Source organism: Lactobacillus amylolyticus DSM 11664, from assembly GCF_000178475.1.
Classification (GTDB): Bacteria; Bacillota; Bacilli; order Lactobacillales; family Lactobacillaceae; genus Lactobacillus; species Lactobacillus amylolyticus.
The window spans coordinates 20,436-36,979 of record NZ_ADNY01000001.1; the positions used below are offsets into that span (position 1 = coordinate 20,436).

General features: G+C 37.0%; 18 protein-coding genes and 1 pseudogene. 6 read left to right on the forward strand and 13 right to left on the reverse strand.

Translation table 11 applies throughout. The annotated features are described in order from the left end of the window. Window positions 1-51: 51 nt before the first annotated feature. The 4 genes from mvk to fni are packed head-to-tail and all read left to right on the forward strand — an operon-like array spanning window position 52 to window position 4,083. Window positions 52-963: a mevalonate kinase gene (gene mvk / locus HMPREF0493_RS00075; RefSeq protein ID WP_006351170.1), complete on the forward strand. Its 912-nt coding sequence runs from the start codon at window positions 52-54 to the stop codon at window positions 961-963. A 3-nt stretch (window positions 964-966) separates the two neighbouring features. Continuing rightward, complete coding sequence (gene mvaD / locus HMPREF0493_RS00080) at window positions 967-1,929, forward strand: diphosphomevalonate decarboxylase (RefSeq protein ID WP_006351171.1); 963 nt, start codon at window positions 967-969, stop codon at window positions 1,927-1,929. A 43-nt stretch (window positions 1,930-1,972) separates the two neighbouring features. Then, window positions 1,973-3,055, forward strand: coding sequence for a phosphomevalonate kinase (locus HMPREF0493_RS00085; protein ID WP_006351172.1), 1,083 nt, complete (start codon window positions 1,973-1,975; stop codon window positions 3,053-3,055). Window positions 3,056-3,066: 11 nt separating this feature from the next. Then, window positions 3,067-4,083 (forward strand): type 2 isopentenyl-diphosphate Delta-isomerase, encoded by a 1,017-nt coding sequence (gene fni, locus HMPREF0493_RS00090; RefSeq protein ID WP_006351173.1) that lies wholly within the window; start codon window positions 3,067-3,069, stop codon window positions 4,081-4,083. Between the two features lie 46 nt (window positions 4,084-4,129). On the opposite strand, the gene HMPREF0493_RS00095 is transcribed toward fni, so the two are convergent. Genes HMPREF0493_RS00095 through HMPREF0493_RS00110 form a run of 4 tightly spaced genes read right to left on the reverse strand, consistent with a single transcriptional unit; the run spans window position 4,130 to window position 8,018 of the window. Beyond that, window positions 4,130-4,918 (reverse strand): Cof-type HAD-IIB family hydrolase, encoded by a 789-nt coding sequence (locus HMPREF0493_RS00095; RefSeq protein WP_006351174.1) that lies wholly within the window; start codon window positions 4,916-4,918, stop codon window positions 4,130-4,132. Between the two features lie 4 nt (window positions 4,919-4,922). After that, window positions 4,923-6,314 carry an RsmB/NOP family class I SAM-dependent RNA methyltransferase gene (locus HMPREF0493_RS00100; RefSeq protein WP_006351175.1) on the reverse strand — a complete coding sequence of 464 codons (1,392 nt, stop codon included), beginning with the start codon at window positions 6,312-6,314 and terminating at the stop codon, window positions 4,923-4,925. Continuing rightward, window positions 6,307-7,212, reverse strand: coding sequence for a hypothetical protein (locus HMPREF0493_RS00105; RefSeq protein ID WP_228116997.1), 906 nt, complete (start codon window positions 7,210-7,212; stop codon window positions 6,307-6,309). The genes HMPREF0493_RS00100 and HMPREF0493_RS00105 overlap by 8 nt, the downstream gene beginning before the upstream one ends. A gap of 59 nt (window positions 7,213-7,271) precedes the next feature. Then, window positions 7,272-8,018, reverse strand: a complete 747-nt coding sequence (locus HMPREF0493_RS00110; RefSeq protein ID WP_006351177.1) for a hypothetical protein — start codon at window positions 8,016-8,018, stop codon at window positions 7,272-7,274. An 84-nt stretch (window positions 8,019-8,102) separates the two neighbouring features. Here HMPREF0493_RS00110 and lepB point away from each other — a divergent pair, with 84 nt between their 5' ends. Then, window positions 8,103-8,681 (forward strand): signal peptidase I, encoded by a 579-nt coding sequence (gene lepB, locus HMPREF0493_RS00115; protein ID WP_006351178.1) that lies wholly within the window; start codon window positions 8,103-8,105, stop codon window positions 8,679-8,681. A 60-nt stretch (window positions 8,682-8,741) separates the two neighbouring features. Then, window positions 8,742-8,930, forward strand: a complete 189-nt coding sequence (locus HMPREF0493_RS00120; protein WP_006351179.1) for an LBP_cg2779 family protein — start codon at window positions 8,742-8,744, stop codon at window positions 8,928-8,930. A gap of 44 nt (window positions 8,931-8,974) precedes the next feature. On the opposite strand, the gene HMPREF0493_RS00125 is transcribed toward HMPREF0493_RS00120, so the two are convergent. The 9 genes and pseudogenes from HMPREF0493_RS00125 to HMPREF0493_RS00165 all read right to left on the reverse strand — a co-directional run bounded on the left by HMPREF0493_RS00125 (window position 8,975) and on the right by HMPREF0493_RS00165 (window position 16,455). Further along, on the reverse strand, window positions 8,975-10,576 hold the full coding sequence (locus HMPREF0493_RS00125) for an Nramp family divalent metal transporter (protein WP_040456551.1): 1,602 nt from the start codon (window positions 10,574-10,576) through the stop codon (window positions 8,975-8,977). A gap of 127 nt (window positions 10,577-10,703) precedes the next feature. Continuing rightward, window positions 10,704-10,985 (reverse strand): hypothetical protein, encoded by a 282-nt coding sequence (locus HMPREF0493_RS00130; RefSeq protein ID WP_040456553.1) that lies wholly within the window; start codon window positions 10,983-10,985, stop codon window positions 10,704-10,706. A 2-nt stretch (window positions 10,986-10,987) separates the two neighbouring features. Then, the gene (locus tag HMPREF0493_RS00135) at window positions 10,988-11,497 is read right to left on the reverse strand and encodes a hypothetical protein (protein WP_006351182.1); all 510 of its coding nucleotides are present in this window, start codon (window positions 11,495-11,497) and stop codon (window positions 10,988-10,990) included. A gap of 18 nt (window positions 11,498-11,515) precedes the next feature. Beyond that, window positions 11,516-12,364 carry a hypothetical protein gene (locus HMPREF0493_RS00140; protein ID WP_006351183.1) on the reverse strand — a complete coding sequence of 283 codons (849 nt, stop codon included), beginning with the start codon at window positions 12,362-12,364 and terminating at the stop codon, window positions 11,516-11,518. 2 nt (window positions 12,365-12,366) lie between these two features. Beyond that, window positions 12,367-13,071, reverse strand: a complete 705-nt coding sequence (locus HMPREF0493_RS00145) for an ATP-binding cassette domain-containing protein (protein WP_006351184.1) — start codon at window positions 13,069-13,071, stop codon at window positions 12,367-12,369. Continuing rightward, the gene (locus tag HMPREF0493_RS00150; protein WP_006351185.1) at window positions 13,049-13,432 is read right to left on the reverse strand and encodes a GntR family transcriptional regulator; all 384 of its coding nucleotides are present in this window, start codon (window positions 13,430-13,432) and stop codon (window positions 13,049-13,051) included. Before HMPREF0493_RS00150 ends, HMPREF0493_RS00145 begins: the two co-directional genes overlap by 23 nt. Window positions 13,433-13,737: 305 nt before the next feature. After that, a pseudogene (pepT, locus tag HMPREF0493_RS00155) lies at window positions 13,738-14,969 on the reverse strand (peptidase T). Window positions 14,970-14,981: 12 nt separating this feature from the next. After that, window positions 14,982-15,779: a Nif3-like dinuclear metal center hexameric protein gene (locus tag HMPREF0493_RS00160; protein WP_006351188.1), complete on the reverse strand. Its 798-nt coding sequence runs from the start codon at window positions 15,777-15,779 to the stop codon at window positions 14,982-14,984. Next, window positions 15,772-16,455: a tRNA (adenine(22)-N(1))-methyltransferase gene (locus HMPREF0493_RS00165; protein ID WP_006351189.1), complete on the reverse strand. Its 684-nt coding sequence runs from the start codon at window positions 16,453-16,455 to the stop codon at window positions 15,772-15,774. The genes HMPREF0493_RS00160 and HMPREF0493_RS00165 overlap by 8 nt, the downstream gene beginning before the upstream one ends. Window positions 16,456-16,544 lie beyond the last annotated feature (89 nt).

Here is a 16,544-nt window from a genome sequence, read left to right on the forward strand (position 1 = left end):
CATAGGAAATATTTTCTTCATTAAAAATCAAACTTGGAGACTAAGAAGATAATGAAAAGCTCTTATTTAGCACATGGAAAAGTTATTTTAATTGGTGAACACTCGGTCGTTTACGGCTATGACGCACTGGCACTTCCAATCAAAGCATTGAATATTCGCACAACTGTCGAAGATGGTTCGCAAATGTGGATGGACACAGCTCGCTACCATGGTCCCTATTTTGAAGCGCCGGATGAATATAACGGTCTCAAGTATGTAGTAAAAACGATTTTAAAAAAAGCTGGTCAACCCGATGCAAAATTAAAAATCACTTACACTGGTGAGATTCCAATGGAACGTGGTTTAGGATCCAGCGCTACCGTTGCCCTGGGCACAACTAAAGCTATGAACCAGTTTTTCAATTTGCAAATGACGGAAAACGAGATTATGGCTATCACCAATCATGCTGAAATGATCAACCACGGCAAGGCTTCGGGACTTGATGCGGCTACTGTTCATTCAGATTATCTGGTTTTCTTCAACAAACAAGCCGGTCCTAAAAAACTAACGGCAAAGTTAAATTCTACTTTGCTGATTATGGACACAGGACAATTAGGAAATACCAAAGAAGCCGTTACTAAAGTGCGCCAAGAAATGGAAAATTCTATCCAAGCAAATAAAGGAATTGAACGTTTGGGCGTACTAGCTGACCAAACCAAAAAGGCTTGGATAAAACAAAATCAAGAACAAGTGGGCAAAATCTTTGATGAAGCACAAACGATTTTATCATCATTGGGCCTGTCTACTGACAGAATAGATCAGCTTAACCAAATTGCACATCAAAAAGGATGTCTAGGATTTAAACTTTCCGGTGGAGGTCTAGGCGGAATTGTTATTGCTTTGTGTCTTAATTCAGAAACTGCCGAAAAAATTGCGCAAGCAAGCAAAGATTTGATTGATCACTATTGGGTTGAGGAAATTTAGATTATGAAAAAAACTGCCCGTGCACATACAAATATTGCACTTATCAAATATTGGGGCAAAAAGAACGCGGAATTGCGTTTGCCTCTTATGTCTAGTCTATCAATGACACTAGATGCTTTTTATTCAGAAACCAGTCTTGAGACCGGTCAGCAAAACGAATTTTATTTAAACAATCAAAAACAATCTGATCAGTCGGCTCAAAGAGTGTTCCAGTATCTTCACAAACTTCAAGATAGTTTTGGGCTGCCGTATGATGCGCTAAAAGTTTCATCTATTAACCATGTTCCTACTGCCGCTGGATTAGCCTCTTCTAGTTCTGCTTTTGCGGCTCTAGCTGCTAGTTTTTGCGCATATTATGACTTAGATGTTGATCGCAAAATGTTATCTCGCCTCGCCCGAATAGGTTCAGGTTCGGCAAGTCGGTCAATCTACGGTGGCTTTGCGATTTGGCAAAAAGGTCATGATGACAAAAGCTCTTATGCATATCCTTTAGACGAAAAACCAGCGATGGATCTGCATCTTCTAGCGGTTGAGCTTGATCAAAAACCTAAAAAATTATCTTCTACTAAAGGCATGCAAGCCGCACAGAATTCACCCTTTTTTCAGCCATGGCTTGCCCGTAATGATGCAGAATTAAATGATATGATCGCTGCTATTAAAAATAATGATTTTACTAAATTAGGTTCGCTGGCAGAATTAAATGCGAATGAGATGCATGCCATTAATTTGACTGCTCAACCAGAATTTACTTATTTTGAACCTAACACGATCAAAGCAATTAAATTAGTTGAAGAATTGCGCCAGCAAGGGATTGAATGCTACTACACAATCGATGCGGGACCAAATGTTAAAATTCTTACACCTTTAAAAAATATAAAAGAAATAAAAAAACTCTTTTTGTCGGAATTTAGTAATGTTAAGATAATTAATGCAAGTTTTGGTCCAGGAGTTTCAATTTTAGATTGAGCTGCCTGAGATTAGATAGAAATAGATTAGAGGATTAACTTCTTTGATAACAGAAAAAGCACCTGGAAAATTGTATATAGCTGGTGAATATGCCGTATTGGAACAAGACTGCCCTGCTCTTTTAGTAGCTGTCAATCAGTTTGTACGTGTAAGCATTTCTAAAAGTAAAACAGGTACCGGTTTAATTCACTCTAAACAGTATTCTCAAGATTCAATTCATTGGATTCGTCAAGGCTCGAGAATGGTCATTGACAATCGAGACAATCCTTTTGAATACATCTTATCTGCAATTTCCTTTACTGAGCGTTATTGTCTAGAGCAAAATATCAAGATGAATGTTTATGACCTGCACGTTAATTCCGATCTTGATTCTGCAGATGGTAAGAAGTATGGCTTAGGTTCAAGTGCAGCCATTACGGTTGCCACTGTGAAAGCTATTTTGCGTTTCTATGGCGTTAAACTTAATAATGAACTGGTTTACAAACTATCAGCTATTTCCCACTACTCTGTTCAAGGCAACGGCTCTGCCGGTGACATTGCTGCTAGTGTTTATGGTGGCTGGTTAGCTTACCAAACTTTTGATAAAAAGTGGCTGAAGAATGAATTAGCCCATAAATCTTTATCTAAAGTGGTAAAAGAAGCTTGGCCAGGACTTAAAATTGAACTCTTAACCCCTCCTGAAGGGATGAAATTGATGATTGGCTGGAGTCAGAAGCCAGCTTCGACATCACGTTTGGTTGATGAAACCAATGCAAAAAAAATGGATGCCCCTGCTGAATATAAAAAGTTTTTGCAAGCCTCAAGAGAATGTGTTTTGAAAATGGTTCAAGGCTTTGAAGAAAACAATATTGATTTAATCAAGCAGCAAATTCGGGTTAATCGTGCAATTTTGCAGCACTTCGCACACGTTAACCATATTGCAATTGAAATTCCTAGATTGACGAAATTGATTAATATTGCAGAAAAATATGGTAGTGCGGCTAAGACTTCAGGCGCAGGCAATGGCGATTGCGGTATTGTTATCACCGATAAAAGCAGCGACGTTGATGCCTTAGAAAATGAATGGCGCAAGAATGGCATTTTGCCATTGAATTTCCATGTTCACAACATTATTCTTTCTCATTAATTGAGGTTAATATGTCAAAAAGATCTGAAAGAAAAGAAGAACATCTGGCATTGGCCCAGATGTTTTTTAATAAACAAAAAGAAAATAGTTTTGATCAAATGCACCTGCTTCGTCCAACTTTACCAGAAAGCAAAGTTGATCAAGCTTCAATTAGAACCAGTTTCTTGGGCAAAGAAGTTTCTGCCCCCTTTTTCATTGAAGCAATGACAGGTGGTTCTGAGAAATCCAAAAAAATAAATCGGCAATTAGGCAGCGTTGCTGCAAAAGAAAATATTGCTTTGGCTCTAGGGTCAGCCAGTATCTTGGTTAAAGAAAATGAGCAATTGTCCAGCTTTACGGTTGCACGTGAGCAGGATCCAGATGGTCTTTTATTTGCCAATGTCAATCCCCTCACCCCAGCATCGGACGCTGCGAAAATCGTTCAAGAATTGCAAGCTGACGCTTTGCAGATTCATTTGAATGTAGTCCAGGAAGCAGCAATGCCTGAAGGCGAACGCGACTTTTGCTGGCTAAATAATATGCTTGAAATTAGACAAGCAGTTACCGTTCCAATTATCATTAAGGAGGTTGGGTTTGGCTTTGATCAAGCTTCCTTGAAAAAATTAAAAGATGCTGGTTTTGATCTTTTCGATATTGGTGGAATGGGTGGTACAAATTTTGCCCAAATCGAAAATAGCCGTAATCAATACAATCTGTCCTATTTGTCATCTTTAGGATTGCCAACCGTTATTACCAGCTTAATTGCGGAAAAAATGCAATTGGATTTTTTTGTTTCTGGCGGTGTACGCAATCCTCTGGATGTTTTAAAGGGACTTGCTTTAGGAGGAAAATTAGTTGGCATTGCCAATACCTTTTTGCAACAGTTAATGCAGCATGATACAGAGGGCTTAATTGAAGAAATACAAGAATGGAAAAAGGAATTAGCCATCTTGCTAGCGGTATTTGGCAAAAATGATGTAAATTCCTTGTCTTCCCTCAAACGCTATTATGATTTACCTTTAAAAAATCAAATTGATCAAATAATTTAACATAAAATTCGATATTACAAAAAGAGTGCTAGTCAATAGCACTCTTTTAATTTTGCAATAACTTCAAAATTTCTTTTTGAACTGCGCTCTCATTATTTGAACCAATAATTTGATCAGAAGCTCTTTTTGCTTCAGGCAAAGCATATCTAGTAACGTAGCTATGACCAACGTATTCAAGCATCCCTACATCATTGCCACTGTCACCAAAAGCAATCATCTCATTTGGCTTTATTCCTAATCGCTGCGCTAAATACTCTAACCCTTTTGCCTTATTCATGCCTTTTTGTTGCATATCAATTGAATCTGCAGCTCCAGAAACAATCGTAAGTTCAGGATATTTTTTTACCAATTTAGCCAATAATTCAGGCATCACATCTACTGGAACAGTTAAAGAAATTTTGAAAATCTTATCTTTGATTTCAGATAAAGATTTTACAACGGTCAATTTTTCAAAATATTTCTTCATTTCGTTGTAATATTTTGTACCGTCCTGTTCACGAATATATGCACTCGCTAAGCCAGCTACAACAACAGGATAAGAGTAACTGCTAGCTATTTTGAACATTTTCTGAACTTCTTGATCGCTCAATGATTCAACATGCAGAACTTGTCTGCCTTTAACTACTAATACTCCATTTTCAGCAACATAATACAAGTCATCAGCAGTCTTAGAAAATCGTGTTCGCAAATTTTCGAATTGATTGCCACTAGCAATGACAAATTTAACATCTTTTTCTTGCATTAAAGTCAATTCTTTTTGATATAGTTCACGATCATAATCCTGATGATCATTAAGCCATGTTCCATCCATGTCGGTTGCAATTAGTTTAATCATCTTATTAACCTTTCATTGTTCTTAAGCCTTTAGGATAAAAATTCTTTAGCACGCCATTTCCCGTAATTTTACCAAAACTAAAAATAAAGTCATGATAGGCAACTAATACGAAGCCACGCAATTCTGACTTTACGCGTAGTGTCTCACCATGCAAATATTTTCGGTATTCTTCATTGCTTTGCAGTTCGACAACCTGTGTTTGGTCAACTTGTGCCAATACTTCAGCTAGCTGATGACCCGGCTCAAACCGTTTTTTTTTCAGTAAACCTAATTCAACGCCATTATTGATAACCTTGAGTCCTTTAGTACTCTGCTTATAAGCTGGAATGAACACATGATCATGACTGACGAGAGCCTTCGATGGCCAATCAGTTAAAAAGTCTGGCAGGTTAAAATTGCTGAGGACCTTTTCAACCCAGTCGCGTTCATCTTTGTTTAAAAGAGCGGAACGTTTTTTCTTCTTCTTTTTCTTTTCTTTTTTTGAATCAATTGGTGAACTCTCACCAGGCATACGCAAAACTGCAACAAACTGTCCTTCACCTAGGTCATCTTGTGGCCACAACCGAAGAGTACGATCAAGCTCCGGTAAATTGTCATCAACAAATCTGGCTTGTCCGTGACTTATTTTTTTTGATTCAACCTGCGTTGGTTCAATCGTCATTTGAAAGGTCTTTACTAACCAAGCAACGATTTCTTCATCTTCTTCAGGTGAAAAAGTACAAGTTGAATAAACTAGTTTACCTCCTGGTCTAAGCTTTTTAACCGCTTCGGTCAGAATTTCTTGTTGTCTTTTTCGGCAAGTTAAAACATAGTCAGGTGACCAATAAGAAACCGCATCTGGATTTTTACGAAACATCCCCTCCCCGCTGCATGGTGCATCCACTAAAATAACGTCAAAAAATTCAGGAAAAACTTTAGCCAAAGCAAAAGAATCATCATTTGTGATTAAAGCATTGCTAATGCCCCAACGTTCAAGATTTTCACGTAATGCTTTTACTCTAACGCTGGAGATTTCATTTGCGACCAATAAACCGGCATTTTGCAATGCTTCACCTAATGCCGTTGTTTTCCCGCCAGGTGCAGCACACAAATCCAAGACTTTTTGTCCCGGCTCGATTTGTGCTAAATAAGCAGGAAACATTGCTGCTGGGTCCTGAGAATAAACTGTCCCACTTACCCATTCGGGGTCTTCACCTTTGACTTCACCATAATAAGCATTGGGAATAAAAGGAACTGCCTGTGCATTTGAATAAGAAACTTTTTGATGAGCTTTCAACGAATTAATTCGGTAAGCCTTCTTCGTTTCTTGATTCATACTTTCAAAGAGAGCAGCTGCCTTTTCTTTTCCTAGCAGTTTTTGATATTTTTCAATAAATGTATCAGGTAAGTTAAGCATGACGATGCTCCTTCCAATGCAAGAATAACCAAGTGAATACATATGCAAAAATTGCAGCCAGCCAATTTAAGAACAAAAGTAGAATCAAGTGATTTACTTTGCTAAAGAAGCCTAAATATCGAAGCAGAATATAGGCAACAATTGCTAGCAAACTTTCAATTAAAATGAGCCGCAGTCCGTGATTAACCAGCCAGTTTTTATACAGACTGCCTTTCAAATGTGTTAGTTTTACCTGCTTGCGCTGCATTAATGCAATTAACAAATTGGCACCCATTGCCACCAGCCATAGCAAAATAATCAAAATGATTTCTCTGATAACTGAGAAGCGATATAATTGGTGCTTTTTAACAAAAGTGGGCATTGTAATTTTTCCATTATACTGTTTAGCAATCTTTTTAACAGCCGATAAATGCGCTGCATCAATGACAATACGATAATTCTTTAAGTTTGCATTAGCTGTTGGCTGATTAACGCCAGTTGTTAAATAATATTGCGTTTGCTGACTTTGATGATAATTCTTAAGCTCGCCAATTACTGAATAATAGCGTTTATGATAGAGAATATAGCGATTACCTTGTCGCTCAATCACATTTTTCTTGGTATCTGGACCCAAAACTGCGAAAGAGACTTGACCTTCAAAGTCATCAGCCTGAAAGTAGCATCCACTTTGCGTTGGTAAAGACCGCAAAGAATGATTTGACCAAACCAAAATTTGCTGCTTATCAATTCGATTATCCAAATGAAGTTGAATATGCTCTTTAGGATATTTCTTTTTGAGGTACTTTAGAAAAGCGCTTATTTTTTCATTTTTGTTCGTGTAAAAATAGCGCGTATTATTATCCATCCCGTGAGCTTCAAGCAACTGATCTGCTTCACGAGATTGAACATTGGACAACATAAAGCCTGCTCCCAAAAAGGTTAGAAAAACGATTAAAATAAATGATATTTTTTCCCAATTCATATTCTTTTTATCTCGTATATTTTTTCATCAATAAAATCATAGCTGACAAATGAACGATTTATTGTTTTCAAATTCTGATCGTTAATAAAATTCATCTTTTGCCAAAATTCTGGTGAATTAGTTGCTCCATCTTTTTCGCCAATAAAAAGCAAATGAGCATCGCTGCAGTTTTTCCAGGTCTTTACTACCGCTAAATCGCTTTGACCAAAATTAGGCGACCAGGAACAAATAATCACATCTGTTTTGGGATATTTTTTAATTGCGCGGACAGCGTCCAAATCTTCAACCTTTTCAAAAATTTGGCTGCCAGTATTTGAGGTCTTTGCCCATTCCAAATTATCCGTAGCAGTGGTTTTAACACCTACACTGTTTAATGCTTTTGACCAATAAGCATTGCCAGCCATAATTTCCAGTGCCGTTTTGGGGTGCAATTTTTCTTTTATCAAATGGGCAGTTTTCAGATTAGGCAAACTCCATATCCCATATTGCAGCGATAAATATTGCCGCAGTCCATTTAATAAATGGTTGATTACAGTCAATTGCTCGCGTTTTACTTCTCCCACGGAATCTAAAATATTTTCAAATTCATCAGGTTCTAATCCTAATTTTTGAGGAGCCTGAGCCAATATCTTTTTCGCAGAGACAGTGACAATAATTTGATTAACCTCTTCTACCTGTTGGTGAACCATCGGACTATTTAATTGCCTGTCTAAGTGGTTTAATTTTTCTAAATACTTTGTCATGATCGAATTCCTTAATAATGATTTTACCATTCAATCATATTTAAATCAGTTATAATAGTAAGAGTATATAAAAGGAGAGATTAAATGGCAAAAAATGCTAAAGATCTTAAACAAAATAGCAATGACAATGAAAGTTTAGGACGCTTTGTTCTTGAAATTATTATCATGATGGCTGTTTTGATAGGCATTTATTATCTGATTTTTAGTTTCGTTCTGTCTAATGAAACTGTTTCGGGACCATCAATGCAGCCAACATTTGAAAGTAATGATCGAGTGATCGCGGTTAGACATTTTACATTGAAGCGGAATGATATTGTCATTTTAAAAGCTCCGGACGAAAAAAACGCTTTATATATTAAGCGGATAATTGGCCTCCCCGGAGATATGGTTACCAGCAAAAATGATAAGCTCTATATTAATGGTAAACAGGTTTCTGAAGCATATTTAAATAATAGTCTAAAGAAAGCCGCTAATAAGAATGGCACGCTTTATACAAATAACTTTACTTTGAAAAAACGAGTTCCTAAAAACTGCTATTTTGTCATGGGTGATCATCGAAATGTTTCTAAAGATTCACGCTATTTTGGCTTTGTAAAGCGCAGTGCAATCGTTGGCAAAGTTAAACTGAGATATTGGCCACTTAATCAGTTGAAAATTTTCTAAAAACATTATTCAATGTGATCTTTCACTTTATGTTAAAATTGAACTGTAAGGAGATTCATTATGAACGAACAAGAAGAATTATCTGATGCAATTATTGATTACCAAGTTAAGCATCATGTAAATGATACTGATTTGGCTTTTGCTAGTCACCTTTCAGTTGAGAAAGTTCACGCAATGAAGACCGGCGATGGCGAATTTACCGATGAAGAAGTCAACCAGTTATATGATTACATGTCAGCTAATGCTTAAGTAAAAAAAGTTCCCAAGGCAAATGCCTTGGAAACTTTTTTTGTCTATTTTTGTCCTTCTTCTTTTAATTCTTTCTCTTCTGCATCAAAGCCAGAGTGATGAATTTTTACTTTACGATCACCAAGATAAATTTCAATACAGGTCCATAACAGCAATGCAGCGATCACAACAATTACAAAGTAAGCAATAATCGTTGACACTTCTTTGGAAGCAAATTTAAAACTGACAAATTGACTTGGTAAATTGTATAAATTTAAGAAAGTTAAAACTAGTGCACAAGCCCAACCAAGATAATGCCATAAGGGCTTATTTTTAAACTCGCCCATTTCAGCTTTATTATTAGTCATTATCAGCAGTGGTAAAACTGAGAATGGTAACGCGAAGGCTAAGAAAACCTGTGAATTTTCCATCAGCATATTTAATGCAAAGTGTTGTTGCATTACGGAATCATTCATTGTAAATGAAACACATAGGAGCACCGGAATAACTGATAACAGACGGGTGACTAATCTTCTTGCCCAGAGTGGCATTTTTAAGTGAATATAGCCTTCCATAATGACCTGTCCTGTAAGTGTACCGGTGATAGTTGAATTCTGTCCAGAAGCCAAGAGAGCAACGGCAAACAGCGTCGAAAGGATACCAGTTCGTGCAACATGAACCAGCAACGGATCGCTCAGCATTTTGGCATTGTCCAAAGCCTGATAAAGACCAAAGAATGAAGAATCGCGAACAGCTCCACTCTTGAAGACAGCAGCTCCCATAATGAGAAGCAAGGCATTTACTAAAAAAGCCAAGGATAATTGGATATTTGAATCCAGAGCTGTATATTTTACGGCATTGCGAATGAGCTGCAAATTATGGTGATCAATTTTTCTCGTCTGTGAAATCGCAGAGTGAAGATACAGATTATGCGGCATAACAGTTGCACCAATAATCCCTAGCGTTCCAGTTAAGGGCGAAATACCGCCGACTACGGGATGCGTTTGAATAATTTTTGCGCTTGGAACTAAACCGACAAATGCCTTGCTCCAATCAGGATTTGACAGCAAAACCTCATATACAAAAACGAGCAAAATAACCAAGATCAAACAGGAAACAACTGCTTCGATTTTTCTAAAGCCAATTCTAGCTAATAGCAGCAACAATAAGACATCAAGTACCGTAATAAAAACAGCCGGTACCAAAGGAATATCAAATAAAAGATTTAGCGCAATCGCGGCACCAATAACTTCAGCAATGTCAGTTGCCATAATTGCCAATTCAGTCATTAGCCATAAGACGATGCCGAGAGCTTTTCCTGTACGCAGTCGAATTGCCTGTGCCAAATCCATTTGCGTAACGATTCCTAATTTGGCAGCCATGTATTGAAGAAGCATGGCCATCAAACTTGAAATTAGAATCGTCGACATTAGAATATATTGAAAACTTTGACCGCCGGTAATTGAAGTTGCCCAATTACCCGGATCCATATAGCCAACAGCCACAAGTGCACCAGGGCCGGTATAGGCCCACAGCATGCGCCAAAAGGTACACTTTTTGGGAATTTCAATAGTGCCATTAATTTCTGACAGTGATTTTCCATTCGCATATCTAATTAAATAATGTTTTCCTTTTTGCTTCGTTAATAAGACCTTCCTAGAACAAATGAATGTTTCTGTATTCTATTGTAGACTTTTCATATAAAAAAGATCATTCTCTTTGTGAAAAGAAAATTGTCTATCCGTTAATTATTGTTAGCTTTAGACTCAACATATTTGTTATAAAGCCGGACTCCTAAAACAATGCAGCAAAAAGCATGATGACAAATGGATATATAAATTGAATCACGTTTAAATAAATAGTATTAGCCTCAGTCATTTGACTTGGGACTGCCATAAAACGTCTTTCTGCTCTTTCCCAATATGCATTAATTACACCATTAATTAAATTTGCTAAGTATACCCCGGCGACAACTATAATTACCGTAGATAGCCAGCGAATTAGTTTTTTATTATGTGATGGCAAAACATCAGCGATAGTTTGAGAAGAAAAATTAACGAAAGAAACAAAAGTCATAATTAACACGCCACCAGATTGAGACACATCTCCAATCCTTTTGGGTCACCGCTGTTAATCCAAAAAGCTGTTACGCCCTTCCAAAAATTCTGTGTTGAGAAACTATTGGAAGTGACAAATGACGTGGCACCATTAAGTAAAGAAAGTACTAAAATTTGTGAAATAAAAATCACGATACAGTTCAAAAGAGTGCTAGTAATATTAGCTAAAAACAATTTGCTATCAGAAATTGGAATTAGCCGCCAAGTTTGACTGAATTGCCATTTTTCATTTTTGAAGATAACCCATCCTAAAAAGACAAGATCAAAGATCATTGTTGTTTGAATGACAATGGCGTATGGGATCAGCCAGCCCGTGAAATGCTCATATCCCAGTAGGCTGTATTTGTTATGAGAGACGATAATGAAAAGTGAGTAAAAAATCACAACTAAAGCTTGCACAGACAAAAAGAATTTTACATATCGGTTTCTGCGATGGAACAACTCCGTGCAAGCTTGTTTAAAAGTAGTCATATCTATCCCCCTACTTTTCTAATTATTTTGCTTTGCTTCAACGAATTTATCAATCAAGGCATAGTTGGCAGCACCAAAGATCAGATCAAAAATCAACAATTCAATAGTCTCTGGCATAAAGCTGGATGCAAATGAACTATCTTTGAAGAACCATGGATTGCTGTAAATTTCACCGAACATGTTCATTGCCCAGATCACCAAGTAAACGATGACAATCAATACGATTGCTCTAATGACGAAAACAATAAATTTGTTTGACATCATTGGCAAAAAGTCGACGATGGCGCGACTAGTGAAATGCAAGAATGAAATAATGACATACCAGAAAAGACCCAGCAAAATCATGAATAAAATTAAGACTAAGAAATCACCAATATTAACGTCAGCCCAATGATCAACAACGGCCTCCTGATGCAGAGCATAAGCAATTGCTTTTCTAATTCCATTACTTGAGGCATAAGCAATCAAACAGCCAATTAAACCAACAATTGATTGCATAATAACTAAGTAAATGAAACTACAAAATGAACTCAAAGTGTTGCAGAGATAGATCTTACCATCACTCATTGGCACCAAACGCCAAGTTTGACTGCAGTTAATCTTTTCATTTTTCCAAGCAGTTAAAAGCAAGTAAGCAAAGTCGGCTATGAAACTGTACATCAGAAAAATCACAATATACATTAAAATCCAAGCTGGAAGCCAAGGAATTTTGTTGCCAAACATTTGTGCACTTTTAAAGTTAGGCGTCGTAGTTGCCGTAATAAACAAAGTTACTAAAGCCACTGCAACTTGAATTAAAAATACTATATAGGCTGGCTTGCTCTTTTGTTTAAATAATTCTCTGAATAAAGTCCAAAACTTAGTCATAATTACTCATCCTCGCCTTCGTATAAACCTTCATAGTATTCCTCAATACTCTTATGTTCTTCACGAATCTTATCAGCCGTTTTATGAGCAAAAACAGTATTATTCTTGATTACGACAACTTCATCAAGCAAGGCAGCAATTTGATCTACAAAGTGATCCGAAATTAAAATAGTTGACTGTTCGCTCTTCCAAAGAATAATCGAGTTGATAATTCGCTTACGAGCCATTGGGTCAATCCCTGCGAATGGTTCATCCAAAAGATATAAGTCTGCTTGCCTGGCAAAATTTAAAGCAATAATAAGTTTCTCTCGTATCCCGCGCGATAATTGACTTAACTTCATATCAGGATCCAATTTCATAAATTTGCGTAGTTCATCAAATTCGTTCTCATCAAAATCATTAAAGATATTAACGTAGAAGTTTACGACATCGCCAATTTTGGTTGATTCTGAGAAACCAGTCAGGCCATCGGTAAATGACAAAAATGACTTTCTTTTTGCCACATCATTAGTGTCTTTTAAGGTAACACTTCCCTTATAATTCTTGGCTACGCCGGCAATAATTCGCATCAAAGTAGTTTTGCCTGCCCCATTTTCTCCTAGCAGGGCCACAATTTTTCCAGGTTTTAAACTTAAATTAACATCTCGCAAAATTAACTTTTGATTCTTTTTATAACTTAAATCCTTAATTGTTAGTAGGTCTTTCATTTTTATTCCCCTCCAAGTACTTACTTAATGCTGGTACTAATTCCTCTTTTTTAAGTCCTAAACGCATCATGTTTTGCACGAATTGCTCTAACTGACCATCTATCAGTGACTGCTTAGTCTGTTTCAATAAATCCGTATCTTCCGTGACGAAATTTCCTTCACCACGTTTCGTATAAAGAATGCCTTGATCATTCATTTGCTGCAAAGCGCGTTGAACCGTATTAACATTGACAGTTAACTCAACGGCCAGTTTTCGCACTGATGGAATTTTTTCGCCGGCTTTAAGTTTTCCCATTGCAATTTGGCGGTACAAATACTGTTCAATTTGTAAGTAAATTGGGATGTTATCCTTAAATTCCATATTCTCACCTCTTGCTTACTGTATTATATATCTATCACACTATTATAGTACAAAAAATATTTTGTCTTTGCAAGTCCTTAAGCTTAGCCAAATGTTCCACGAGTGTGATTTTTTACAATCCAAAAATAAAAGCCACCAGCAAACACTGCTATTAAAGTATTTGTTGGTGGTTTATTTTACTATTACAATTTCAGTGCATAACTTTTAAGCAAACTCAAATCAGCTGTTTTAGCCTGACATAATAGTCTTCTTAGCTGACAAGCAATATTGCTTGCAAAAGCTGCTTTTTCACTAAAAATGTTTCATTATTTTGCGCGTTCAGCATTTAATTCAGCCATTTTCAGCATAACATCGACTGTCTTGTACATTGACTCCAAGACAGTGTATTCATATCGACCATGCATGTTTTCTTCGCCTGCAAAAATATTTGGACATGGCAGACCCATATAAGTTAACTGTGAACCATCTGTACCGCCACGTACTGGATCTTCGTTAATTTCCAATCCTTCGGCCTTGTATGCATCACGAGCCAAATCTACGATATCCATATGTTTTTTCAACTCATCGGCCATATTGTAATACTGATCATTCATCTTTAGCTTGATGCGTTCTGTGCCAAATTCATCGTTCATCTTTTTAACGATTTCTTTGACTAAATTCTTGCGCTTTTCAAGGCCTTCACGTTCAAAGTCACGGATGATGTAATCCATATGCGCATTATCAACAGTGCCCTTTAAATCTAATAAGTGATAAAAGCCTTCTCTGCCTTCGGTGTTTTCAGGACGATCATGTTCAGGAAGCTGGTTATGAAAATCAATTGCTCATTGATCATCTGGCCCTTAGCTACAGCTGGGTGAACGTTAACGCCTTGAATATCCAAACTAAATTGTGCAGCTGAGAATGTGCCCCAATCAAGTTTGCCCGGTGCTTCACCATCGACCGTGAAAGCAAAATCAGCTCCAAAGTCCTTTACATCAAAATGTTCTGCTCCAGTACCGATTTCTTCATCCGGTGTGAAGGCCAAACGAATCTTACCGTGTTTAATTTCAGGATGGTTCATTAAATATTCGGCGAAGGTCATTAATTCAGAAATTCCACATTTGTCATCCCCACCAAGCAAAGTATCACCCGAAGCAGTAATAATTGTTTGTCCTTTGTATTTCTTCAAATTTGGAAAGACTTCTGGATCAAGGTAAAATTCAGAATCGCCTAATTGAATTTTGCTTTCGCCATCATAGTTTTCATGAATCTGTGGTTTGACATTTTCCGATTCAAAATCAGCAGTATCACAGTGTGCTAAAAATCCCATAACAGGCACATCATAATCAACATTTGATGGGATTTCTGCAATCACGCAGCCAGCCTTCTGGTTGTAATGAATATCGCTTAAACCTAATTTTTCAAGGTCTTTCATCACAACATTCTTTTGAAAGTTCTCTTCTCTTTCAGTTGATGGAAAACGATCAGCATGTTCGTCAGAACGTGAATTGACCTTAACATATTTTAAAAATCTGGGCAGCAAGTTTGGATATTCCATAATTATCTCCTTTTAAAATAAATCTTCAAACGGGTTGGTTGATACTTCAGAAAGTTCAACGCCAACCTGCCAGTTGTTCTCTTGATTCCATTTTTTCAAACGATCATAGACCTTGTATTTAAACAGTTTTTCGGTGTAATGTCCTGGGTCTACTACGGTTAAACCAGAAGAGATCATATCATGACCAACGTGGTAATAAACATCCCCAGTAATAAAGGCATCTAAGCCTTCATCAACAGCACGGTGCCAAAATTTGCCGCCATCACCACAAATAAAGGCTACGGTTTTCACCTTTTTATCATCACTAGCAGTAATGAGTCGAGCCATTTTGATATTCATTTTTTCCTTTACATAATAAGCAAATTCCTTAGCTGTCATTTCTTTAGGGAGTTCACCTTTACGTCCAATTGCGATTCCGTCTTCATCAGGCGCAAATGGTTCGAGATTTTTTAAACCGAGTTCTTCAGCTTGCCAATCGGCAGATCCGTCTTGCGCCTTATCGGAGTTGGTATGAATTGAATAAACGGTAATACCGTTCTTGATAATATTGCCATACATTGCATTCTGAGGGTCTGCAAAATCCAAATTTCTTGCTGGCCTAAACATTACTGGATGGTGACTGACGATAAAATCAACGCCCTTATCAACCGCTTCTTCAACCACTTGTGGCCGGACATCTAAAGTAGTCATAACTTTGGTTACAGGAGCCTCCATTGATCCAATCTGCATTCCGACGGGATCACCCTGACTAGCTATCTCTTCGGGAAAATCTTGACGTAAGCGGGCAACGATATCTTTAACTTTAGTCATTTAATTCCTCTTTAATTAACTCAGTTAAATGATTAATATGATTAATTCGTTCAACATTTTTGTTTTTAGCTTTATTTAAACTGACCAGCAGTTGCTGATAATATGATAATTGTCTTTGCCATTTTTGCTTAAAAATTGGTTCTTTCGCCTTTAAAATCAATGGACCAAATAATAATTCTTTTTCGGTTAATGGCACAATTTGATTAATTTTTTTTGCTTTAATCAATTCATAAGTATGACCAGCTTCCGCTATTAGCCGTTCTTGGACAATTTGATAGCCGTGAATCATAATCCAGCCTCTGACTTCAGGTTCACCAATATTAGCTTCAAGAACCAATGTTGGAAACTTCAAACTGCGCAACCAAGCAGTATTTAATATCTCCGTCATGAGTTTGCCACCCATCCCGGCAATTACCACTGTATCAATTTGATCAGCTGCTGAAACAGTATCCAACCCATTACCCAGCCTAGTTTCAATCTGATTTTCAAAACCGGCTTTCCTAATATCCTCTTGGGCATTTTTTATTGGTCCTTGTCCAATGTCACTGGCAATGGCATAGTTAATTTTTCCAGTTTTAACTAATTCAATTGGTAAATAAGCATGATCCGTCCCAATATCAGCCACTCGGCTTCCAGGATCAACCATGTTCGCTAAGCTTTTTAGACGTAAATTCATAATTCCTCTAATTTAATTAATTTTTATTTGTTTTATGCAAATTATATCATTTTCACGGCCTCACTTTTAATAAGAAAAATAAGAATAAT

Excerpts from the sequence above, each read along its gene's own strand:
- mvk (WP_006351170.1), top strand. The coding sequence starts at position 52 with ATGAAAAGCTCTTATTTAGCACATGGAAAAGTTATTTTAATTGGTGAA.
- mvaD (WP_006351171.1), top strand. The coding sequence starts at position 967 with ATGAAAAAAACTGCCCGTGCACATACAAATATTGCACTTATCAAATAT.
- fni (WP_006351173.1), top strand. The coding sequence starts at position 3,067 with ATGTCAAAAAGATCTGAAAGAAAAGAAGAACATCTGGCATTGGCCCAG.
- HMPREF0493_RS00095 (WP_006351174.1), bottom strand. The coding sequence starts at position 4,918 with ATGATTAAACTAATTGCAACCGACATGGATGGAACATGGCTTAATGAT.
- HMPREF0493_RS00100 (WP_006351175.1), bottom strand. The coding sequence starts at position 6,314 with ATGCTTAACTTACCTGATACATTTATTGAAAAATATCAAAAACTGCTA.
- HMPREF0493_RS00105 (WP_228116997.1), bottom strand. The coding sequence starts at position 7,212 with ATGTTGTCCAATGTTCAATCTCGTGAAGCAGATCAGTTGCTTGAAGCT.
- HMPREF0493_RS00110 (WP_006351177.1), bottom strand. The coding sequence starts at position 8,018 with ATGACAAAGTATTTAGAAAAATTAAACCACTTAGACAGGCAATTAAAT.
- lepB (WP_006351178.1), top strand. The coding sequence starts at position 8,103 with ATGGCAAAAAATGCTAAAGATCTTAAACAAAATAGCAATGACAATGAA.
- HMPREF0493_RS00120 (WP_006351179.1), top strand. The coding sequence starts at position 8,742 with ATGAACGAACAAGAAGAATTATCTGATGCAATTATTGATTACCAAGTT.
- HMPREF0493_RS00130 (WP_040456553.1), bottom strand. The coding sequence starts at position 10,985 with ATGACTTTTGTTTCTTTCGTTAATTTTTCTTCTCAAACTATCGCTGAT.
- HMPREF0493_RS00135 (WP_006351182.1), bottom strand. The coding sequence starts at position 11,497 with ATGACTACTTTTAAACAAGCTTGCACGGAGTTGTTCCATCGCAGAAAC.
- HMPREF0493_RS00140 (WP_006351183.1), bottom strand. The coding sequence starts at position 12,364 with ATGACTAAGTTTTGGACTTTATTCAGAGAATTATTTAAACAAAAGAGC.
- HMPREF0493_RS00145 (WP_006351184.1), bottom strand. The coding sequence starts at position 13,071 with ATGAAAGACCTACTAACAATTAAGGATTTAAGTTATAAAAAGAATCAA.
- HMPREF0493_RS00150 (WP_006351185.1), bottom strand. The coding sequence starts at position 13,432 with ATGGAATTTAAGGATAACATCCCAATTTACTTACAAATTGAACAGTAT.
- HMPREF0493_RS00160 (WP_006351188.1), bottom strand. The coding sequence starts at position 15,779 with ATGACTAAAGTTAAAGATATCGTTGCCCGCTTACGTCAAGATTTTCCC.
- HMPREF0493_RS00165 (WP_006351189.1), bottom strand. The coding sequence starts at position 16,455 with ATGAATTTACGTCTAAAAAGCTTAGCGAACATGGTTGATCCTGGAAGC.